At 69.4% G+C, this 19415-nt stretch carries 16 protein-coding genes; 13 read left to right on the top strand and 3 right to left on the bottom strand.

The window, feature by feature from the left end; all coding sequences use genetic code 11:
* The first annotated feature begins 40 nt into the window (after positions 1–40).
* Positions 41–2425: a ricin-type beta-trefoil lectin domain protein gene (locus ISP_RS32980; RefSeq protein ID WP_013228212.1), complete on the top strand. Its 2385-nt coding sequence runs from the start codon at positions 41–43 to the stop codon at positions 2423–2425.
* A gap of 84 nt (positions 2426–2509) precedes the next feature.
* Here the strand turns inward: ISP_RS32980 and ISP_RS32975 are convergent, their stop codons facing one another.
* Entirely contained in the window at positions 2510–3085 is a 576-nt protein-coding gene (locus ISP_RS32975) for a TetR/AcrR family transcriptional regulator (RefSeq protein ID WP_013228211.1), read from the bottom strand.
* A gap of 60 nt (positions 3086–3145) precedes the next feature.
* Between ISP_RS32975 and ISP_RS32970 the strand changes: the two genes are divergently transcribed.
* From ISP_RS32970 to ISP_RS32935, 8 genes are all read left to right on the top strand, one after another.
* Positions 3146–4186 carry an amidohydrolase family protein gene (locus ISP_RS32970; protein WP_013228210.1) on the top strand — a complete coding sequence of 347 codons (1041 nt, stop codon included), beginning with the start codon at positions 3146–3148 and terminating at the stop codon, positions 4184–4186.
* Positions 4165–4770, top strand: a complete 606-nt coding sequence (locus ISP_RS32965; protein WP_230468466.1) for a hypothetical protein — start codon at positions 4165–4167, stop codon at positions 4768–4770. The genes ISP_RS32970 and ISP_RS32965 overlap by 22 nt, the downstream gene beginning before the upstream one ends.
* A 251-nt stretch (positions 4771–5021) precedes the next feature.
* Positions 5022–5351: a Pepco domain-containing protein gene (locus ISP_RS32960; protein ID WP_014467454.1), complete on the top strand. Its 330-nt coding sequence runs from the start codon at positions 5022–5024 to the stop codon at positions 5349–5351.
* Positions 5348–7657 carry an Hsp70 family protein gene (locus ISP_RS32955; RefSeq protein WP_013228207.1) on the top strand — a complete coding sequence of 770 codons (2310 nt, stop codon included), beginning with the start codon at positions 5348–5350 and terminating at the stop codon, positions 7655–7657. Before ISP_RS32960 ends, ISP_RS32955 begins: the two co-directional genes overlap by 4 nt.
* Before the next feature lie 139 nt (positions 7658–7796).
* Complete coding sequence (locus tag ISP_RS32950; RefSeq protein ID WP_013228206.1) at positions 7797–8849, top strand: hypothetical protein; 1053 nt, start codon at positions 7797–7799, stop codon at positions 8847–8849.
* The gene (locus ISP_RS32945; protein WP_013228205.1) at positions 8846–11905 is read left to right on the top strand and encodes an AAA family ATPase; all 3060 of its coding nucleotides are present in this window, start codon (positions 8846–8848) and stop codon (positions 11903–11905) included. The genes ISP_RS32950 and ISP_RS32945 overlap by 4 nt, the downstream gene beginning before the upstream one ends.
* Positions 11902–13089, top strand: coding sequence for a trypsin-like peptidase domain-containing protein (locus ISP_RS32940; protein WP_013228204.1), 1188 nt, complete (start codon positions 11902–11904; stop codon positions 13087–13089). The genes ISP_RS32945 and ISP_RS32940 overlap by 4 nt, the downstream gene beginning before the upstream one ends.
* On the top strand, positions 13086–14195 hold the full coding sequence (locus ISP_RS32935) for a hypothetical protein (protein ID WP_230468465.1): 1110 nt from the start codon (positions 13086–13088) through the stop codon (positions 14193–14195). Before ISP_RS32940 ends, ISP_RS32935 begins: the two co-directional genes overlap by 4 nt.
* Before the next feature lie 18 nt (positions 14196–14213).
* Here the strand turns inward: ISP_RS32935 and ISP_RS32930 are convergent, their stop codons facing one another.
* A complete protein-coding gene (locus ISP_RS32930) occupies positions 14214–15233 on the bottom strand; it encodes an NADP-dependent oxidoreductase (RefSeq protein ID WP_013228202.1) in 1020 nt (339 codons plus the stop codon).
* Between the two features lie 124 nt (positions 15234–15357).
* Between ISP_RS32930 and ISP_RS32925 the strand changes: the two genes are divergently transcribed.
* The 4 genes from ISP_RS32925 to ISP_RS32910 all read left to right on the top strand — a co-directional run bounded on the left by ISP_RS32925 (position 15358) and on the right by ISP_RS32910 (position 18630).
* A complete protein-coding gene (locus ISP_RS32925; RefSeq protein ID WP_013228201.1) occupies positions 15358–15942 on the top strand; it encodes a TetR/AcrR family transcriptional regulator in 585 nt (194 codons plus the stop codon).
* 123 nt (positions 15943–16065) lie between these two features.
* Positions 16066–16920, top strand: a complete 855-nt coding sequence (locus ISP_RS32920) for an alpha/beta fold hydrolase (RefSeq protein ID WP_013228200.1) — start codon at positions 16066–16068, stop codon at positions 16918–16920.
* A 113-nt stretch (positions 16921–17033) separates the two neighbouring features.
* On the top strand, positions 17034–17396 hold the full coding sequence (locus ISP_RS32915; RefSeq protein ID WP_013228199.1) for a YciI family protein: 363 nt from the start codon (positions 17034–17036) through the stop codon (positions 17394–17396).
* Positions 17397–17415: 19 nt separating this feature from the next.
* Entirely contained in the window at positions 17416–18630 is a 1215-nt protein-coding gene (locus ISP_RS32910; protein WP_013228198.1) for an RNA polymerase sigma factor, read from the top strand.
* Positions 18631–18683: 53 nt separating this feature from the next.
* Here the strand turns inward: ISP_RS32910 and ISP_RS32905 are convergent, their stop codons facing one another.
* Positions 18684–19223: a hypothetical protein gene (locus ISP_RS32905; protein WP_235190551.1), complete on the bottom strand. Its 540-nt coding sequence runs from the start codon at positions 19221–19223 to the stop codon at positions 18684–18686.
* Positions 19224–19415 lie beyond the last annotated feature (192 nt).

The following is a 19415-nucleotide window of genomic DNA, read 5'->3' as shown; positions in this document are numbered from 1 at the left end:
CGCGTCACCACCACGTCCTCTGCCGGGAAAGGAACTCCTCATGTCAAGGTTCAGGCGTTGGCGGGCGCCGGCGGTCATGCTCGGCTGCCTCGCCCTGGTCACCAGTGGTGTCGCGGCCGCACCGGCCGAAGCCGCGACTTCGATCACGATCAACGGCTCGTCGGGCGGCCGCACGTTCGACGGCGTGGGGGCGATCAGCGGCGGGGGCGGCAACTCGCGGCTGCTGATCGACTACCCGGAGCCGGAGCGCGGCCAGATCCTGGACTACCTGTTCAAGCCCGGTTACGGCGCTTCGGTGCAGATCCTCAAGATCGAGATCGGCGGCGACACCAACTCCACCTCCGGCGCGGAGCCGAGCGTCGAGCACACGCGGGGGACCGTCAACTGCGACGTCGGCTACGAGTTCTGGCTCGCCGAACAGGCGAAGGCCCGCAACCCGAACATCAAGCTCTACGGGCTGGCCTGGGGAGCACCCGGCTGGATCGGCGGCGGAAACTTCTGGTCCACTGACACGCTCGGCTACCTGACCACGTGGCTGGGCTGCGCCAAGCAGCACAACCTGGCCATCGACTACCTCGGCGGGTGGAACGAGCGCGGCTACAACGTCGGCTGGTACGAGAACCTGCGCTCCACGCTCAACTCCGGCGGCTACTCGGCGGTGAAGATCGTCGGCGCCGACTCCGACTGGTCGATCGCCAACGACGTCAACTCCAACGCCGCTCTCGCCTCGGCCATCGGCATCATCGGCGCGCACTACCCGTGCGGCTACCGTTCGGCCCAGTCGAACTGCAGCGTGCCTTCGGCCGCCACGTCGTCCGGAAAGCCGTTGTGGGCCAGCGAAAACGGCTCGGACGACTACAACGGCGGCGCGCAGGCGATGGCTCGCGGCCTCAACCGCGGGTACATCGACGGGAAGATGACCGCCTACCTCAACTGGCCGATCGTCGCCGCGATCACCCCGAACCTGCCGTGGCCGACCATGGGTGTCGCGCTGGCCGCGCAGCCGTGGTCCGGCCACTATTCGATCGGCAAGAACGCCTGGGTGATGGCCCAGACGAGCCAGTTCACCGCGCCCGGCTGGAAGTACCTCGACAGCTCCAGCGGCTACCTCGGCGGCAACCGGAACAACGGCAGCTACGTTTCGCTGAAGTCGCCGGACAACACCGACTACAGCACGGTCATCGAGACGATGGACGCAAGCGGGCCGCAGACGCTGGCCTTCACCGCGACCGGTGGCCTGTCGACGGGCGCCGTGCACGTGTGGGCCACCAACGTCAACTCCGGCAACGCGGCCGACTACTTCGTGCACACCACCGACCTCACCCCGTCCGGCGCCAGCTTCAGCCTGACCGTGCAGCCCGGGTACGTCTACACCCTCACCACGACGACCGGGCAGGGCAAGGGCACCGCGGCCGGCCCGGCGCCGGGCGCACTGAGCCTGCCCTACAGCGACTCCTTCGACAGCAACGCGATCGGCACCGAGGCGAAGTACCTGATGGACTGGCAGGGTTCCTTCGAGGTGGCGGCCTGCGGCGGCGGCCGTGCGGGCCGGTGCGTCCGCCAGATGAGCGCGCAGGCGCCGATCACCTGGGACCCGCTGACCGACCCGCACACCCTGCTCGGCGAGCTCGGGTGGAGCAACTACACCATTTCCTCCGACGTCCTGCTCGAAAAGTCCGGGTACGCCGAGGTGATCGGGCGCGCCGGCAGCCAGAGCTACACCGGAGCCGCCGGGCTCAACGCCTACCACCTGCGCGTGAGCGACACCGGGAACTGGTCGATCCTGAACTCGAACACCAACGGCACGGTCTCCACCCTCGCGCACGGCACGGTCGCGGCGCTGGGCACCAACCGGTGGCACACCCTCGCGCTCACCTTCTCCGGCAGCACCATCACCGCCGAGGTCGACGGCGCGACCGTCGGCTCGGCGAACGATTCCACCTGGGGCGCCGGCCAGGTCGGTTACGCCACGAGCCAGGGCGAGACGGCCCAGTTCGACAACCTGTCCATCACCCCGGGCAGCGGCGGAAACGGCGGCACGACGTCGACGGTCGTCGGCGCCGGTTCGGGCCGCTGCCTGGACGTGCCCAACGCTTCGCAGACAGCGGGCACCCAGGTGGAACTGTGGGACTGCAACGGTGGTGCCAACCAGCAGTGGACCTCGACCGCCGCCGGTGAGCTGCGCGTCTACGGCAGCTCCTGCCTCGACGCCAACGGGCAGGGCACCACCCCCGGCACCAAGGCGATCATCTGGACCTGCACCGGCGGCGCCAACCAGAAGTGGACGCTCAAGTCCGACGGCACGATCGTCGGCACTCCGTCGGGCCTGTGCCTGGACGCCATCGGAAACGGCACCGGCAACGGAACGCTGATCGACCTCGCCACCTGCACCGGCGGCAGCAACCAGAAGTGGACGCGGAACTGATCCGGTCGACCGTGCCGGGTGAAGCCGTGGCATCCCGCCTCGGCTTCAGCCGGCACCCCGAGGCGGGCCCGGAGCTGCGGTCCTTCAGCGTCTGATCAGCGGGAGCAACACTTCGTCGACGATCGTGGTCACCTCGGTCGCGGTCACCACCCCGGCCTCCAAGTGCTCGACGAGAACCAGGCGCGGCCCGACCGCCGCGATGCGGGCGGTGACCGCGGCGGGCCGCGCCTCCCCGCGTTCGGCGGCGCGGGTCAGCAGGTCGAGGATCAGCTCCTGACGAGGGCGCAGCACGAGTGCACGAACCCGGGCGAACAGTTCCGGGTGCTTTGCCCGCTGTGTGATCAGCGCGAGCAGGGCCCGGCCGTGCGGCTCGTCGAGCACGCGAGCCAGCCCCCCGAGCAGGGCCAGCAAATCACCACGCAGGCTGCCGGTGCCCGGCGTCGGAGTCGCCCCGAATCCCGCGACCGGATCGGTGAGCGCGGCCAGCACCAGGTCTTCGGGCGTGGACCACCGCCGGTAGAGCGCCGCCTTTCCGGTTCGCGCCCGGACCGCGACCTTCTCGAAACTCAGCTCTTCGAAGGAGGTTTCGGCCAGTTCGTGCAGCGCCGACTCGAGGATCGCCCGGACCAGTGCGTCGCCCCGGCGCCGCGTCCCCGTCATCGTGGCCCCTCTCGTGTACGGTCGTTAGTGAACGATACCGTTCCTTATCGGGGGTGCGTCATGACGGCCATCACGAACGTCCGGATCTTCGACGGCGCCGGGCTCAGCGAGCCGCGAACCGTCTTCCTCGACGGCGACAGGCTGGCCGCGGAGGCGAGCAGCGCCCGGACGATCGACGGAACCGGGAAGGTCCTGCTCCCCGGCCTCATCGACGCCCACGTCCACCTGCACGGCCGGGAAAACCTCGAGCAGCTCATCCGGCACGGCGTCACCACCGCGCTCGACATGGCGACGACGTCCGCCGAACTGCTGACCGCACTGCGCGACCAGCCCGGCCTTTCCGACATCCGCAGTGCCGGGGTGCCCGCGATCGGCCCCGGCGGCCACCACGCCCGCATGCCCGGCATGCCGGCCGAAGCGATCGTCACCGACCCCGCGCAGGCGAAGGACTTCGTCGCGGCACGCAGGGCAGCGGGGTCGGACTACCTCAAGATCGTCTTGGAGGCGCCCGGCGGAGGTGGCCCCGAACTGCCCGTGGCCCGTGCCCTCACCGGAGCCGCGCACGAAGCCGGGCTGCTGGTCATCGCGCACGCCGCGAACGCCGGGGCGTACACGATGGCCTTGGACGCGGGCGTGGACGTCGTCACGCACGCACCGCTGGGGCCGCCGATCGCGGGGGAGGACATCCCGCGCGTGAAGGTCGTCGTGCCGACGCTGACGATGATGAAGGGCATCTCGTCGGGGATCGGGCAACCGCGGCTCTACGAAGGCGCGAAGACGTCGGTCACCCTGCTCCACCGCGCGGGCGTGCCCATCCTGGCCGGCACCGACGCGAACGCCGCGCCCGGCTCTCCGTCCCCCGTCCAGCACGGCGCGAGCCTCCACGACGAACTCGAGCTGCTCGTCGCCGCCGGACTGTCCACTGTGGATGCACTACGCGCCGCGACCGCGCTGCCCGCGAAGCACTTCGGCCTCACCGACCGCGGCGCGATCCGGCCCGGGCTGCGCGCGGACCTGCTCCTGGTCGACGGCGACCCGGTCGCCGACATCCGCGCCACCCGCGCGATCAGCCGCGTCTGGTGCGCCGGCGTCGAGTGCTGATCGCCGCCGGCCCCTGGTCCTCCTTCGGCTTCCTCGCGCAGCGCGTGTGGGAGGGTGATCGGGTGAACTTCGAGGTCGTCACCGACACCGGCAGCGCGGACGCGGTTCGTGAACTCGCCGGCGAACTCCGGGACGTGAGCAGCGAGTTCGCCACGACGACGGCGGCGGTGCCCGGGGAGTTGCTGGTCGGGCTGCGGTGCCTGCCGGAGGCGCTCGGCCGCCGCACGTTCAGCCGGTTCGATCGGGCCGACGGGACGCTGACCATCGACCTCACCGTCAGTCAGGAACGCTTCGCCGGGCAGACGGTGGCCTGGCAGCGAGAGGAACTCGGCCGGCTCCTGGAGGAACGTTTCGGCCACGTCCTCGCCACGACGTCGGCACCGTGGTCACCCGCACAGCGCGAGGCCGTACGCCACGCCGCACGCACGATGCTGCTCTCGGCCGGCTGGCTCGACGGCGCCCGGTCCCGCGCCCGCGCCCTGCTCGAACAGGGGCAGCCGATCGACCAGGTCGCCGAAGCTGCCGGGCTGGAGAGCGCGGAGGTCGAGGACATCTACGTGGCCATGCTCACCGAACACGGCTGACGGCCGAAGGTTCGCGATCCCGGCCCGCCGATCGTTGGCGATCCACCGTGAGATCGCGCCTGGTTCGAACAGGTAGCCGGTTTCGCCGTGGTGGACCAGGTGGGGCAGGGCGAGCGCGTTGGCGGCGATGACCGGGAGTGCGGCAGCCGGTCAGTTCGAGGTGGCCGGTCGTAACGCGACGCTTGATCACCCCGAATCTAACGGTTGCACGCTGTGGTGTGCCGGATGAGGGCGAGGGTGAAGCATTGACGGTGGCGAGCGGGGATGGCATTCCGATCCTGTGGACGGAGCCGGCCGTTGACGGTGAAAAGGGCTTGTTCTCAACCGCGCGCCAGGTCGCGGGCCGGATCGGTGAACTGGACTCGGAGGAGCTGGCGCAGAACCTGTCGGCCGTCTGCTCGCGCCTGGCGAGCGCCTTTCGCCGGGCCGCCGAGGCGTCCGAAATGTTCGAGCTGGATGCCTTCGAGGTGAATCTGGACCTCACCGCGAAGGGTGAGGTCCGGCTGGTCGGTTCGTTCTCCAGTGAAATCAAGGGAGGGGTGAAGCTGGTCTTCCGCCGCACCGAAGGCACCCGGACGTGAACCGGGCGCTGGTGGTCGGCTGCGCGGGTTACGAGGACCCCGACATCGCTCCGCTGCGCCACGCGCAGACCGACGCGGCAAGGGTCGCCGACACGTTGCGGACGGTTTGCGGTGTCGAAGATTCCGAACTCGTCGTCCTGCACGACAACATGCCGAGGACGCACCAACCGACGAGAACCAACGTGCTGCGGCACCTCACGCGGATGGCGGCCGACCCGAGAGACGACGGAATACTCTACTTCTTCTTCTCCGGACACGGGTTCCAAGCCGGCGACAACTCGCAATACCTGCTGCCGATCGACTGCGTCCGGGCGGCGGTGGAGGACACGGCCCTGCGATTCGACACCGTCGTGCGCTACTTGGGTGCGGCCGCGGCCCCGCACGTCGTGTTGTTCCTCGACGCCTGCCGGAACGTTCTGGACGGCGGCAGGTCCGTCTCGTCGTCGTTGCCCCGCATCGACGTGGATGCCCTGTGCCCGCCGGGCGTCGTGTCCTTTTGCTCCTGCCGCCCCGGGCGGGTCTCCTACGAGATCGACGCCATCAGGTCGGGCGTTTTCACCGAAGCGTTGTGTTCGGCGTTCGGCTCTGTAGGCCGGTGTCGGACGATTCACGAGCTCGACGCCTACCTTTCGGTGCAGGTACCGGCCTTGGCCAAGGCGCACGGCAAGCCCGAGCAACGACCGCATTCCAGGGTCGAGCCGCTCGGTGTGCAGCACCTGGAGGTCGTCTCCGAGCAGACGCTCAACCAGTGGCGCGCGACGACGCCCATCGGCGCGGAGCGGCGAACCAGGCGCGTCGCCCCCGTGGTTCCGGCCGGCACCGTGGAAGATCCGCTGCTGGCGATCGACTTCGGGACGAGTTACTCCGTCGTGTCCTGGTACCGGCCCGAGGGCGACGTCGCGCTGATCCCCGGCCCGGACGGACGGCCGCTGGTGCCGTCCGTGCTGCACTTCCTGCCGGACATGGACTACCTGGTCGGCACCGCGGCGGTGGAGGCGACACCGTACCGGCCGACTTCGACGATCCGGCACGCGAAACGCGACCTGGGCCGTAGCGTCGATTACCTCATCGAGGGGCGCAGCATCGAGCCGGTGCTCGCCGTCGGCCTGATTCTGCGGTCGTTGCGGCGCAACGCCGAAGAGGCGCTCGGCTCCCCGGTTCGGCGATGTATCGCGTCTCATCCGGCGAACTTCACGTTGCGGCAGATCGACACTCTGGAAAAGGCCTTCGAACTGGCCGGCCTGACCGTCACCCGGATGATCGGAGAACCGAACGCCGCGTCCCTGCTGACGCTGATGGCGACGCCGGAGGCGGAGCAGGACTACCTGGTCGTCGACCTCGGCGGAGGCACGTTCGACGTCGCTCTGGTCGAGGCCGGCGAGGGGGTCGCGGAGGTCCGGGCCGTCGCCGGCAGCAACGAGGTCGGCGGACTCGACTTCGACGACGTCATGGTCGCCTACGCCGAGGAACAGTTGCGTACCGTGCACGGCTGGGGTGGGGAACTGACGTCGACCGTCCGGGACAAGCTGCGGCGGGAGGCAGAACGCGCGAAACGGGACCTCGGCTACCGGGACGCCACGACCATGCTGCTGACCGACCTCGACGACGTTTCGCGCGGCCTGGTCGATATCAGCATCGAGATCGACCGGACGCAGTTCCGGCGTCTGACAGCCGAGCTCAACAAGTCGGTCCGGGCGACTCTGGACACCGTCTTCACCCGCCTCGCGTTCGGTGAGAGCGTGAGCGCGTGGGTCGAGCGCGGCGGAAAGGTCATGCTGGCCGGCCAAGGGACCAAGATCTTCACCGTTTCGGAGCAGATCACCGCGGTCGTCCCCGGGGCCGAGGTCGTCTCGAACTTCCAGGAGACCGCCGTAGCGCACGGTCTCGGAACACAAGCCGGTGTGTTGACCGGTTTTCAGAAGACCTTCCTGCTGTTGAACGCCTTGAGCTTCGGTGTGGGAGTTCTCGTATCGGGCACGGATGGACGTATTTGCTCGCTGTCTCCCCATGCCGAGGACAACAAAGAAGTCCTGACCATGATCGACCCATCGAGGACAATTCCCACCAAGCGCACTGAGTTCCTTCGCCTCACCGGAAAGCGTGGCGTGGCCCACGAGATCACGATCATCGAGATTCCCCGTTCGTCGGGTCTCGTGTTCGGGTCCGTCTCGTTGGTGGCGGCGAAAGGGGACATCTCGATTACGGTGGACGTCGACGCGAACAGCATCGTTCGGCTGACTTTCCTCGATCAAAAGAACGAGGTGATCGGTTCGCATCAGCTGAACGAGCTGCGTCAGCGGTCGTGACATTTCACCGGCTGCCGGCCGGGATCACCGGCCGGCACGCCGGTATGAGCCCGTTCTTCGTAACAGGACGTGACCGTGGCCCGACTCATCAAGCAACGGGTGAATTGCCCGGCGCCGGAGCGGAGTAAGGGGGCCAGTCGTGCTGACAGAAGAGCAGCGGCGGCAGATCGTCCCGCTGATCGTCGACCATCTTGGGGTGAATCTGTCGGGCTCCGCCGCCATCGACCTGTTCGGTGTCGACGCGGTCCGGTTGGTCCCGGCGGGGTTGAACGACTACCGCCGCGCTTCGGCGTTGCTGGACCACACGCTCGCCGCCGTGGACTGGGTTGCTTTCGCCCGGGTCGTCGAGACCGTGGACCGTGCGGGCGTCCTCGTCGAGGTTCACCACCTCGTCGAGGCCCTTCGCCGAAGCCGGATTCAGTGGAACGCGGTCGGCGCGGGTGATCTGTGGGTACCGGTCGCGTGGCCGTTCGCCGACCGGCGGGCGCTGCGGCAGATCGTGTACGAGATCGCGCTCGGCGCGGGACCGGCGGCCATGACCATCGAGGCGCCTGCCGGCCACGGCAAGAGGACGATGTGCAGCTATATCGAGCTCTGTGCCCAGCGGCATCGGAAGCTCGTCACGGTGGTCGAGCACCTGAGCTGTTTCGATGACCCCGGCGTGCTGGACTCCGTCGTCACGCAGTTGCGGATGTGGGTTCCGGCTCGGCCGGGGGCCCGGGGCACGACCCACCACGAACCGGAGCGCCGGGCCGCGGAACTCGCGCGGGACCTCGCCAGGGACGCCGCGCTGGGCGGCACGCCCGTCTGGTTCATCGCCAATGTGCTCGAGGCCGAGCTCGACGACGGAGTGCTGCGGTTCGTCGACGAGCTTCTCGGTCAGGTCCAGGCAGACCCGCTCGTGGCGAAGGGTTTGCGAATCACCGTGCTGGCCGACGACATCGCCGCGCTCGGGCTGACGAACCTGCCCGGCCTGGATGACCGGCACACCCTGCCCGACATCACCGAGCCGGAGATCGCGGCCTGGCTGCGGGACGCGGCACCCGGCCGGGACCGACGCCTTTACGACCTCGCGGCGAGGATGGTCCTCACGGACGTCGACGCACGCACGCATACGCCTCGGATGCGCTTGCGTCTGCTCGCGCAGCAGTGCGTCATCGCACACCGTCAGCTCGCCGGGGCGCCGCAATGACCGACAACGGGCGGCTTTTCGAACTCTTGATGGCGCTGTTCGACGATCCGGCTGAGCTGCAGCGCTTTCTGGTGCTGCACGACTTGGTCGACGTGAGGACTTCTGCGCTGACGATGTCCGGGTATGCGCGGGCGGTCGCGAACGAGCTGCTACGTCGGGAGCTCGTCGACGCGGAGCTGTTCGATTCGCTGATCCAGCGGACGCCGATGCGGGCAGCCGACATCAACCGGGTCGCGCGTTTCTACGCCGACGCGCGCACTGCGCGTCCAGGGCCGCGGGAGACCGACCAGGTGCCTGACGACCTCGTCGGATTCGCCGACGAGTTGCGTCAAGCCCTCAAGTCGGTCGTGTCGCCGGACGAGGACACCCGCGCGTTGGACGCGGCGCACTTCCCGTGGACTTCGGCGGCGGCTGTGCTGGGTAGCTTCTGGCCGACGACGCTGCGTCCCACGACCGACGCGGCAGGGTCGGCACTCACCTCACTCGCGGATCTCGTCCAGACGAACCCAGACGGAACATGGACGCTGAAACACGGGGTGCGGACCGCCTGCCTGAGGCGACTGGCGGCGGAACAGCTATTCGACCGGGCACTGAGGGCCAACGACGAACTGCCGGACGAGAAGCGGGACACGCTGCGCCGCCTCCTCACCCAGCTCCCGCCCGAGCAGTTGACCGCCCTCGACACCGGCACGTTGACCAGCTACAGCGCCGTGATCAAGTGGCTTGAGCCACTCGGCATCGCCCAGGGGACGATCCGCACCGCGGTCTTCGCGACCCTCGATCGCCGTCGGCTGCTCGACCCGCTCCGCGCCCTGGTCGGCGCTGACTTCTGCGGCCGCGACACGGAAGAAATCGCGCTGGAAGACCACGTGGTCGGACGGTCACCGGCGTCGATCATGGTCGTGCAGGGCCCAGGCGGCGCCGGCAAGTCGAGCCTGCTGGGCAGCGTCCTGCTGCGGCTGGAGGAACACGTCGAATTCGAGCCGATCTCGTTCGCCTACCTGGACTTCGATCGCAGCAGGAACGATCCTCGGGACCCGGTCGGCCTCCTCGGGCAGATTGCCCGGCAGCTCCGGTTGCTCTACGCCACCTACGAAGAGGACGCCCGTACTTTCGCGGCCCACGAGAGCGCCGCCTTCGGCACGGACGCGGTGGCCGCGTCCACCATCCTCGACGTCGACTTGGCACGTGAGCCGGACCTGGCCCGGATGCTGAGCATGCTGACACAGCGGCTTGCCGAAGTGCACGATCTCCACGGCGAGCCCGGCACACCGCCGCTCGTCCTGGTGCTCGACACGTTCGAAGAAGTGCAGATACGGGGACCCGGCGCTCTTCACGACCTGCTCGACCTCGTGGACCGGCTCTTCGACCGCCTGCCCGGCATGAAGGTCGTCGTGTCCGGCCGGGGCGCGAAGTCCGCCTTCCCGGATCGGGCCGGGCTCGAGGTCATCGAGCTCGGTGACCTCGAGCCCGCTTCGGCCGAGGACGTCCTGGACGAACTCGGGGTGTCGGATCCGCAGGTGCGTTCGATGGTCGTGACGAAGTTCGGAGCGAATCCGTTGACGTTGCACCTCGCTGCGGAGGCGATCGCCAGGATCGGGATGTCCGAGGAGGTGTTCGACGGGGTGACGACCCGGGCGGAAGCCCTCACCGAGATCGCGCTCGAACAGGTGCAGGGCATGCTCTACGGCCGGATCCTCGGGCACATCGGCGATCCGGAGGTCGTCCGGGTCGCGCACCCGGGGCTGGCCGTTCGCAAGGTCACCGTCGGCGTGCTGCGCGAGGTTCTCGCCGAGCCGTGCGGTTTGGATCCGGATCGGGCCGAGATCATCTTCGACAAGCTGCGGTTCGAGGTCGGCATGTTCGACCGGGAAGACGCTGACACGCTGCGTCACCGGGAAGACGTACGCCGGCTGATGCTGCGGACGATGCTGGACGAGCCGACGCGTGCTGCGGCGGTCGCGCAGATCCATCGGCGGGCCATCGCGTACTACGGGAGCCGGCGAGGGATCGACGCACGCGCCGAGGAGCTTTACCACCACCTGATGAGTGACGAGGATCCACGCCGGCTCGACGACCTGTGGCACGCCGACCTGAAACCGTTGCTGGCGTCCACCTTGGGAGAGCCGCTGCCGTCCTCGGCCCGGACCTGGCTGGGCCGGCGGCTCGGTCTCGCCGATCCCAGTGAACGCACGGAGTGGGGCCAGCAGGACTGGGAGGCCGAAGCCGCCGACCGGGCCCGGTCGTGGCTGGCCTCGGAACGCCCGGACCAAGCACTCGCCGTCCTCGGGGAGCGGACCGAACGGCTGCCCGGCAGTCCGCTGTACCCGATCGAGGTCGCCGCCCGGTTGGCGGTCGGCGACATCATCAGTGCTGCTCGGCTGCTCGAGGCCGGCATCGTGAGCGCGACCGGGCAGGACCGGCGGCGGGTTCAGATCGAGCTGGCCGAGCAGGCGATCGCGGTGCACGGCGTGCAGGACGACGACGCCGGGGTCGTGCGTGCCGCCCGATGGGGAGCGACGCTCGCGGATCTCCTCGGTGACGAAGCACGAGGCGTCGACCTGCTGGCGGCAGCACTGGAAACGTTGCAGCGGGGCGGCTCGCCGGAGCAGGCGCTCGAGGTCGGCGGCCTGCTCACCGACCGGTTCACCCGACTGTCCAAGGCCGAACTGCTGAGCCGGCACGACCTCGTGCTGCGGGTCCTTCACGCCGCCGGATCGACCGACACCGACGTGCTTCGCCACGTCGCACTGGAAGTCGGCGAGAAGACCGACGGAGGTGTGTTCAGGCCGGACTCGTTCGCGGTCGAGCAGTTGCTGTCCCAGACGACGGCGAGCGCGGCCCCCGCCCTCGCCGAACTGGCTCGTGACGTGGGCTTGCCCCGTGCCGGCTGGGAAATCGCAGATCTGGCCAGCACCGCGGTCACCTCGGGCTACACCGGCAAAGCGGTAGCGCTCGGCCTGGACTACGCATCGGACGCCCAGGAAGCTCGCGACCTGGTCGTCGACAACCTGGTCCGCCCGATGGGCACGGCACCGGAAGGGCATCGCCCATGACGTTCACTTACTTGAACGACGCAGCGCTGGAGGAGGTGCGCCGGGCCGCGATCGACCTGGGGTTCGCCGATGAGCAGAACCGGCTTGCCCTGGCCGCCGGCATCTCGCGGGCCTTCGTCGATGCCTTCACGACCGGTGGTACGGGGGTGGCCAAGCTGCTCACGCTGACCAGCCGGATGAACGGCACACGTGTGCTCCTGTCCGGCGAGGTGCCCCTGCAGACCTGGTTGAACAACGCGATCCTGCTGTCCGCCGGCACTGAAGAAGAACTGGTGTTCCGGCGCGCCTTGGAGATCGTGTCGGTCGACGGGATCGCGCCGCCGACCACGTCACCGAGTGACGCACCGGCGGCCGCTCCCACCGACGCCGCCGAGCTCCCCCGCACGGATGGGGAACTGGAAATCACGATCGTCGAAGACGACACCCTCGATGTCGGGTTCCTGCACGACGGCGCCCGGGTGTCCCGTTCCGTGGCCAAGCTGCTGGTTCCTCGCCATTTCGGCGGCGTCCCCTCCACGCTGCCACGCGGCGTGCCCGATGTCGGCCTCGGCACCGGCTGGCTGCTCGCGCCGGGTTTGCTGATCACCAACTTCCACGTGATGAACGCCCGGCTGGCCAGGGAGCCCGCGGCGTCCGACGTGGACTTCGAGCACCAGGCCAAGGTGACCGAAGTGGTCTTCGACTACTACCGGACGGACTCCGAGGTGTGCAGCGTGCCGTCGGAGGGGTGCGTCGCCTTCGATCGGGAACTCGACTACGCGATCCTGCGGCTGCCCACGGGATCCGTTCCCCGGCAGCCGATGCGACTGCGGGACGCTCCGATCATCAAACCGCGAGCCAATCCACTGCGGGAGCGCGTCAACGTCCTGCAGCACCCGGCCGGTGACCCGATGAGGCTGGGTTTCCGGAACAACTTCGTGGTGGCCGGTACCGGGGACCGGCTGAGCTACCTCACCGACACCGCCGGCGGTTCGTCCGGCTCGCCGATCTGTGACGACGCCTGGTTCGTCGCTGCGCTGCACCGTGGTTTCCAGACCATTCCGGGCCAGCCGATGTCGGTGTGGGGCAAGACCATCAGGCAGGAGAACTACGGCACGCCCATCACCGCGATCCTCGACCACCTCGGCCGGACCCGGCCCGACCTGCTCGAAGAGGTGGCGTCCAGCCAAGGAGCACCGAAATGACACCTCCAGCAGACCACAGCTTGCCGGACGACCTCCAGCAGCGGATGGACCAGGCCGACGTGGCCAAAGCCGAAGCCGAGGCGCGTAGTGCGGCGGCCAAAGCCGAGCAGGACGCCACGGACGCGCGAACCAGCCGGCTCGCCGAGCTGGTACCGGACTTCGGCAAGGTCAAGGACAGCGTTCTCGAAGTCAAGGACGGCCCGGCGATTCTGGGGACCTCCCTGACTTACCGCGCGCTCGCGAAAGCTGCCGGCGCGGTGCCCGCGAAGCTCCCTGAAGACAGAACCGGATGGCGCAGGTTGCTCGTCACCAGCGACGCGGACCTGGCGACGGCGGACGCCGCTTACGCCGAAGTCAGGTCCGGTCTCGAGCAGCTCCAGCGTGCCGCAGCAGCGCTCCTGCCGCCGGAGGAAGGAGACGAGATGGCGCTGGCCGCCGACGTCGCGGCGGTCGTCGCCAGTGCCCTTCCCTCCGCTCTTTCCTTGCTGACGACCCAGCGTTCGGTGGCCACAGCCACGGTTACCGTGAACGATCTGGCGGCGGCAGCGGCGGTGGTCGGTGCACTCCTCGCCTCGGCACTGCAAGTGCCCGTCGTGCACGACGACTTCCGGCTGCTGCCCCGGGGTGAGATCTACGGCGCCGTCGCGGTGGTGGGCGGTATGCGGCAACAGCTCGTCGAGCGGAAGACGGACCTCGGCAACCGGCGGCCTCCCGCGGGGAGCCCCGAAGCTCAGGAGCTGAGTGGCCGTGTCGAGCAGATCGACTCGGTGGTAGCGGCCATCGACACGTTCAACGCGGCCATTCGGGTCGTCCCGCCGAACGCCAAGCGCTCGCTGCTTTCGGCGGCGGCGCTGCACGAAGACCTGCACACGACCGACGGGATGAGTCACGTGCTGCTGGTCAAGGCCGAACCGGGCCAGGCCCAGCAGGTCACCGAAAACCGGCCTCTGTGGTTCGAGGACCGGTTCAGCACCCTCGTCGACGTCAACCTGCTGTACGTCCTGATCGAGACCGCCGGATCGACCGTGCTCAGCGCGGGGACGATCACGGCGACGGCGACCGCTTACGGGAAGATCGGCGCGGACTTCGTCGTGGCGCTGAAATAAGCCAGGCGGCGCGCCCGATTACGGAACCTCCGTCCGGCGAACCTTGACGACGACCTTCCCCCTGGCGTGCCCTTCTTCGACGTACGTCATGGCCTCGTTGGTCGACTCGAAGGGGAAGACCCGGTCCACGACCGGCTCGATGACACCGTCGTCGATGAGGCTGGTGATCTCGCGGAGCCGGGTGCCGCTCGCTCGCATGAAGAGGAACGAATAGTCCACCTCGCGGCGCTTGGCCGCCGTCCGGATTCCGTGGCTGAGCACCCGTGTTGCCGGGCGCAGGATCCACGGTTTTCCCATCTCCCTGGCGAAGTCCGGGTCGGGCGGGCCGGAGAGGGAGATGAGCTTGCCGCCGGGTCTCAGGACCCGGAGGGACTTCTTGAGCGTTTCGTTGTCGAGGCTGTGCAGGACCACGTCGTAGTCGTGCAGGACGGTTTCGAAGTCGTCCTTGCGGTAGTCGATCACGATGTCCGCGCCGAGGCGCTCGACCAAGCCGGCGTTCGCGGTGCTCGTGGTCGTGGCCACGGTCGCGCCGAGGTGCTTCGCCAGCTGGATCGCGAACGTTCCCACGCCACCCGAACCCGCCTGGATGAAGACCTTCTGGCCCTTCCGCAGGTGGGCGCGTTCGATCAGGGCCTGCCACGCGGTCAGGCCGACGAGCGGGATCGATGCGGCTTCCTCCATCGTGAGGCGCTTCGGCTTCCGGGCCAGGTCGCCTTCGTGGACGGCGATGAACTCGGCGAAGGTGCCGATCCGGTCCTTGCCCGGGCGCGCGTAGACCGCGTCGCCGGGCTTGAACTCGCGCACGCGGGCCCCGACACGGGTCACCACCCCGGCGACGTCGTTGCCCAGGACGAACGGGGGGCGGTAGGGGAGGAAGAGCTTGAACTCCCCGTCCCTGATCTTCGAATCCAGGGCGTTGACGCCGGCGGCGTGCACCTGGACCAGCACGTCGTGGGCGCCGACGGTGGGTTCCGGTACGTCGCCGGCCCGGAGTTCGTTGTCGTTCTTCCCGTAACGATCGACGATGAACGCCCTCATGTCAGCCACCCGCCTTGAGATTATGATCGTACTACAATATGACTCGGCGGGGCGGGGGTGCAAGGGGTCTGGCCAGATTCAGATTATGATCGTACTAACATCGGGGCATCGAGTGGAGGCGCGCGTGGTGCGGTACGCGAAAGAGCACAAGCAGGTGACGCGGCAGCGGATCATCGAGGCGGCCGGACGCCGGCTCAAGCGCGATGGGATCGACGGCTCCGGGGTCGCCACGCTCATGAAGGACGCCGGCCTGACCAACGGCGCCTTCTACGCCCACTTCGAATCCAAGGAAGACCTGGTCGCCACCGTCGTCTCGGAGCAGCTGCGCGGCCAGCGCGAGTGGCTCACCTCGTTCCCGCCCGGCCGCGACGGTGTCGAGCAGATGGTGCGCACTTACCTCTCGCCCGAGCACCGTGACCTTCCCGAGGAAGGCTGCCCGTCCGCCGCGCTGCTGGACGAGATCACCCGGTGCGCGGATCCGACGAAGGAGACCTACACCACCAGCGTGGTGGCCGTCATCGACGACATCGCCGCCCGCCTGGCGCCGCACGACCCGGCGTCGGTGCGCACCAAGACCCTCGGCATCTACGCCCTGATGGCCGGGACCCTGCAGCTCGCTCGCGCCTTGGCCGACCGGCAGCTCTCCGACGACATCCTGGAGCAGGGGGTCCGCAATGCGCTGACGGTGCTGGACGCGTCCGAAGGCTGATCGGCCGCCGGGCCGGGATCTCGGGATCGCTCGGGGTGCCGCTTGCACCGCTCATGAAATTATGGTCATAATATAAAGCGTGACCCCAGCTCTTCCCCGGCAACCGACCGAACAGGACGAACCATGAACAGCAGCCAAGACGTCGTGACGTCCTACCGGGACGCGCCGACCCGCACGGTCTCCGCCGGCGGCGTCGACTTCGCCTACCGCGAGCTCGGCCCGAAGACCGGTGTCCCGGTGGTCTTCCTGACCCACCTCGCCGCGGTCCTCGACAACTGGGACCCGCGCGTCGTCGACGGGATCGCCGCGCGTCACCGGGTCATCGCCTTCGACAACCGCGGCGTGGGCGCGTCCACCGGCACGACCCCGAAGTCGATCCAGGCGATGGCGGCCGACGCCGTCACCTTCATCCGCGCGCTCGGCCTGCCGAAGGTCGACCTCCTCGGCTTCTCGATGGGCGGCATGATCGCCCAGGTGATCGTCCAGACCGAGCCGGAGCTGGTCCGCAAGCTGATCGTCGCCGGCACCGGGCCCGCCGGGGGCGAGGGCATCAAGGACGTCACCCGGATTTCGAACCTCGACACCGTCCGGGCGTTGCTGACGCTGCAGGACCCGAAGCAGTTCCTCTTCTTCACCCGGACCTCGAACGGGAAGCGGGCGGGCCAGGAGTTCCTGGCCCGGTTGAAGGAACGCAAGGACAACCGGGACAAGCCGATCGCGCCGAGGGCCTACGTCGCCCAGCTCAAGGCCATCCACCGCTGGGGCCTGGAAAAGCCGGCCGACCTCTCCGGCATCCGCCAGCCCGTGCTGGTCGCCAACGGCGACCACGACCGGATGGTGCCGACCGGCAACACCCGCGACCTGGCCAGCCGCCTACCCGACAGCGAACTGGTGATCTATCCCGACGCCGGCCACGGCGGCATCTTCCAGTTCCACGCCGAGTTCGTCGGCAAGGCCTTGGAGTTCCTCGCGCGATAACACCCCCGGCCGGGGTGCGGGAAAATATCTCCGGTGCCGTGTCGATCCGTGAGCCGCCCGTTCGACCAGAGGGCGCACGGGCCCGGAGCGGCCCGCCGGACGAGGAGACCGAGATGCCGAAGTACCTGCTGATCATGCGGGGCACCGACGAGTCGAACGCGGCCATGATGGCGAACATCGACGAGATGATCGCCACCAGCCGCCAGTTCATCGACGACCTGTTCAAGGCCGGTGTCTACGTCGCCGCCGAAGGGCTGGACGACCCCGCCAAGGGCGTTGTCGTCGACTTCGGAGGAGAGACGCCCGTGGTCACCGATGGGCCCTACGGGGAGACCAAGGAACTCTTCGGGGGCTTCTTCCTGATCGACGTCGCCTCGAAGGAAGAGGCGGTCGAGTGGGCCAAGCGCGTTCCCGCGGCTCCTGGGGCCAAGGTCGAGGTGCGGCGGGTGCCCGGCGGCGACGAGACCCCGCACTGATCCGGTGAGCACCCCCGATGTGGAAGCCGTCTGGCGGATCGAGTCGGCGCGGATCGTGGCCGCGCTGACCCGGTTCACCGGGGATTTCGGGCTGGCCGAAGACGCCGCCCAGGAGGCGGTGGCCGAGGCGCTGGTGTCGTGGCCGCGCACCCCGCCCGCCGATCCGGCCGGCTGGCTGATGGCCACCGCCCGGCGGCGGGCGATCGACGCGATCCGCCGCCGGGCCGCCCTCCGGGACCGGTATGCCGTGCTGGCCACCGATCCCGCGCTCGGCGCGGCGGCCGGCGACGAAGTCGATCCCGACCGGATCGACGACGACGTGCTCGCGCTGATGTTCGTCAGCTGCCACCCGGTGCTCTCGCCCGAGGCCCGGGTGGCGCTGACGCTGCGGGTCGTGGCCGGCCTGTCGAGCCAGGAGATCGCCCGGGCGTTCCTGGTTTCCGTCCCGGCCCTGCAGGCCCGCATCACCCGCGGCAAGAAGACGATCGCGGCGGCCGGGGTGCCGTTCGAGCTGCCGCCGCCCGCCGAACGCCGGGAGCGGCTGGGCGGTGTGCTCAGCGTCCTCTACGTGATCTTCACCGAGGGGTCGACGGCCACTTCGGGGGACCGGCTGGTGCGCCCCGAGGTGGCGTACGAGGCGATCCGGCTGGCCCGCACGCTGGCCGCGCTGCTGCCGGACGAACCGGAGGTGCACGGCCTGCTCGCGTTGTGCGAGCTGACGGCCGCGCGCTTCCCGGCCCGGACCGCGCCGGACGGTTCGCCGGTCCTGCTCGAGGACCAGGACCGGCGCCGGTGGGACGTCTCGGCGATCCACCGCGGGCTGGCCGCGCTGGCCAAGGCCTCGGCCGGCGGCGGCCTCGGCCCGTACGGTCTTCAGGCCGCGATCGCGGCCACGCACGCCGCGGCGCCGTCGGTCGAAGCCACCGGCTGGGACCGGATCGTGGTGCTGTACGAGGCGTTGGGCCGGGTCGCGCCCTCGCCGGTGGTCGAGCTCAACCGGGCGGTGGCGGTGGCCATGGCCTCGGGGCCGGAGGAGGCCCTGGCGATCGTGGACGAGCTGGTCGTCTCGGATCGGCTCGCCGGGTCGCACCTGGTCCCGACCGTGCGCGGCGAGCTGCTGACGCGGCTGGGGCGCCGCCCGGAGGCGCGCGCCGAACTGGAGCTGGCCGCCCGGCTGTGCGCCAACGAGCGGGAACGTTCGGTGCTGCTGCGCAAGGCGGCCGAGCTGGACTGACCTGTTGGACAGACGGCGTCCGTGGGCGCGCCGTCTCGGCTCGATGTCGCTTGTCAGGCCCAGAAGGGTGCGGCGTGGCCCGCCGCGCGAACGATGGCGTTCCCGTCGAGTGTGGTGGCGGTCGGATCGAGGCCCATGCTCGGCCACGCGAAGACGAATTCGAAGGGGCCTGGCGGCGGCAGCGGCCGGAGCCAGAGCTGCTGATGACGGTCGTAGTACCGGTCGTTGCTGGAGGAGCCGGCGCCGACCTCGGCGAGCATGGGGCGTTCCGGCGTGTCGGAGGGATGGGCCCAGCCGGGGATGGCGTGTTCGACGGTCGTGACCTTCGAGCCGTCGGGGAGGCGGACGCCGAACTTCAAGCCGCCCTCGGGCGCCTCGAGGTCGAGGTCGGTTCCGGTCACACGTTTCCACGCCGGGCCGTCCAGCGGGCCTCGCCGGACGGCCAGGTGCAGCGCGAGCACACAGCCCTCGGGAAAGGCGACCGCGTAATGCAGCGCGGCGACCACGGCGTCCGTCCGGGCGACGAACTGCTGGATCGGCACTACCTGCCCCAGGACTTCCCTGGGCGGTTTTTGCCAGGAATCGGTGTCCATGCGCGACATATTGACATCCGCCTTTTCCGGGTGAAGCGAAATCGGGGTCGGCCGGCAGTGGGGGGGGGGGGGGGGGGGGGGGGGGGGGGGGGCGGCCCCCCCCCCCCCCCCCCCCCCCCCCCCCCCCCCGAGCAACGCCGGGGGGGACCGGGGGGGGGGGGGCGCGGAGCGCGGGGGCGGGGGGGGAGCGCA

The organism is Amycolatopsis mediterranei (genome assembly GCF_026017845.1).
GTDB classification, from domain to species: Bacteria; Actinomycetota; Actinomycetes; order Mycobacteriales; family Pseudonocardiaceae; genus Amycolatopsis; species Amycolatopsis mediterranei.
Note: the sequence above shows the minus strand (reverse complement) of the source record. Positions and strands in the feature narration are given on the sequence as shown.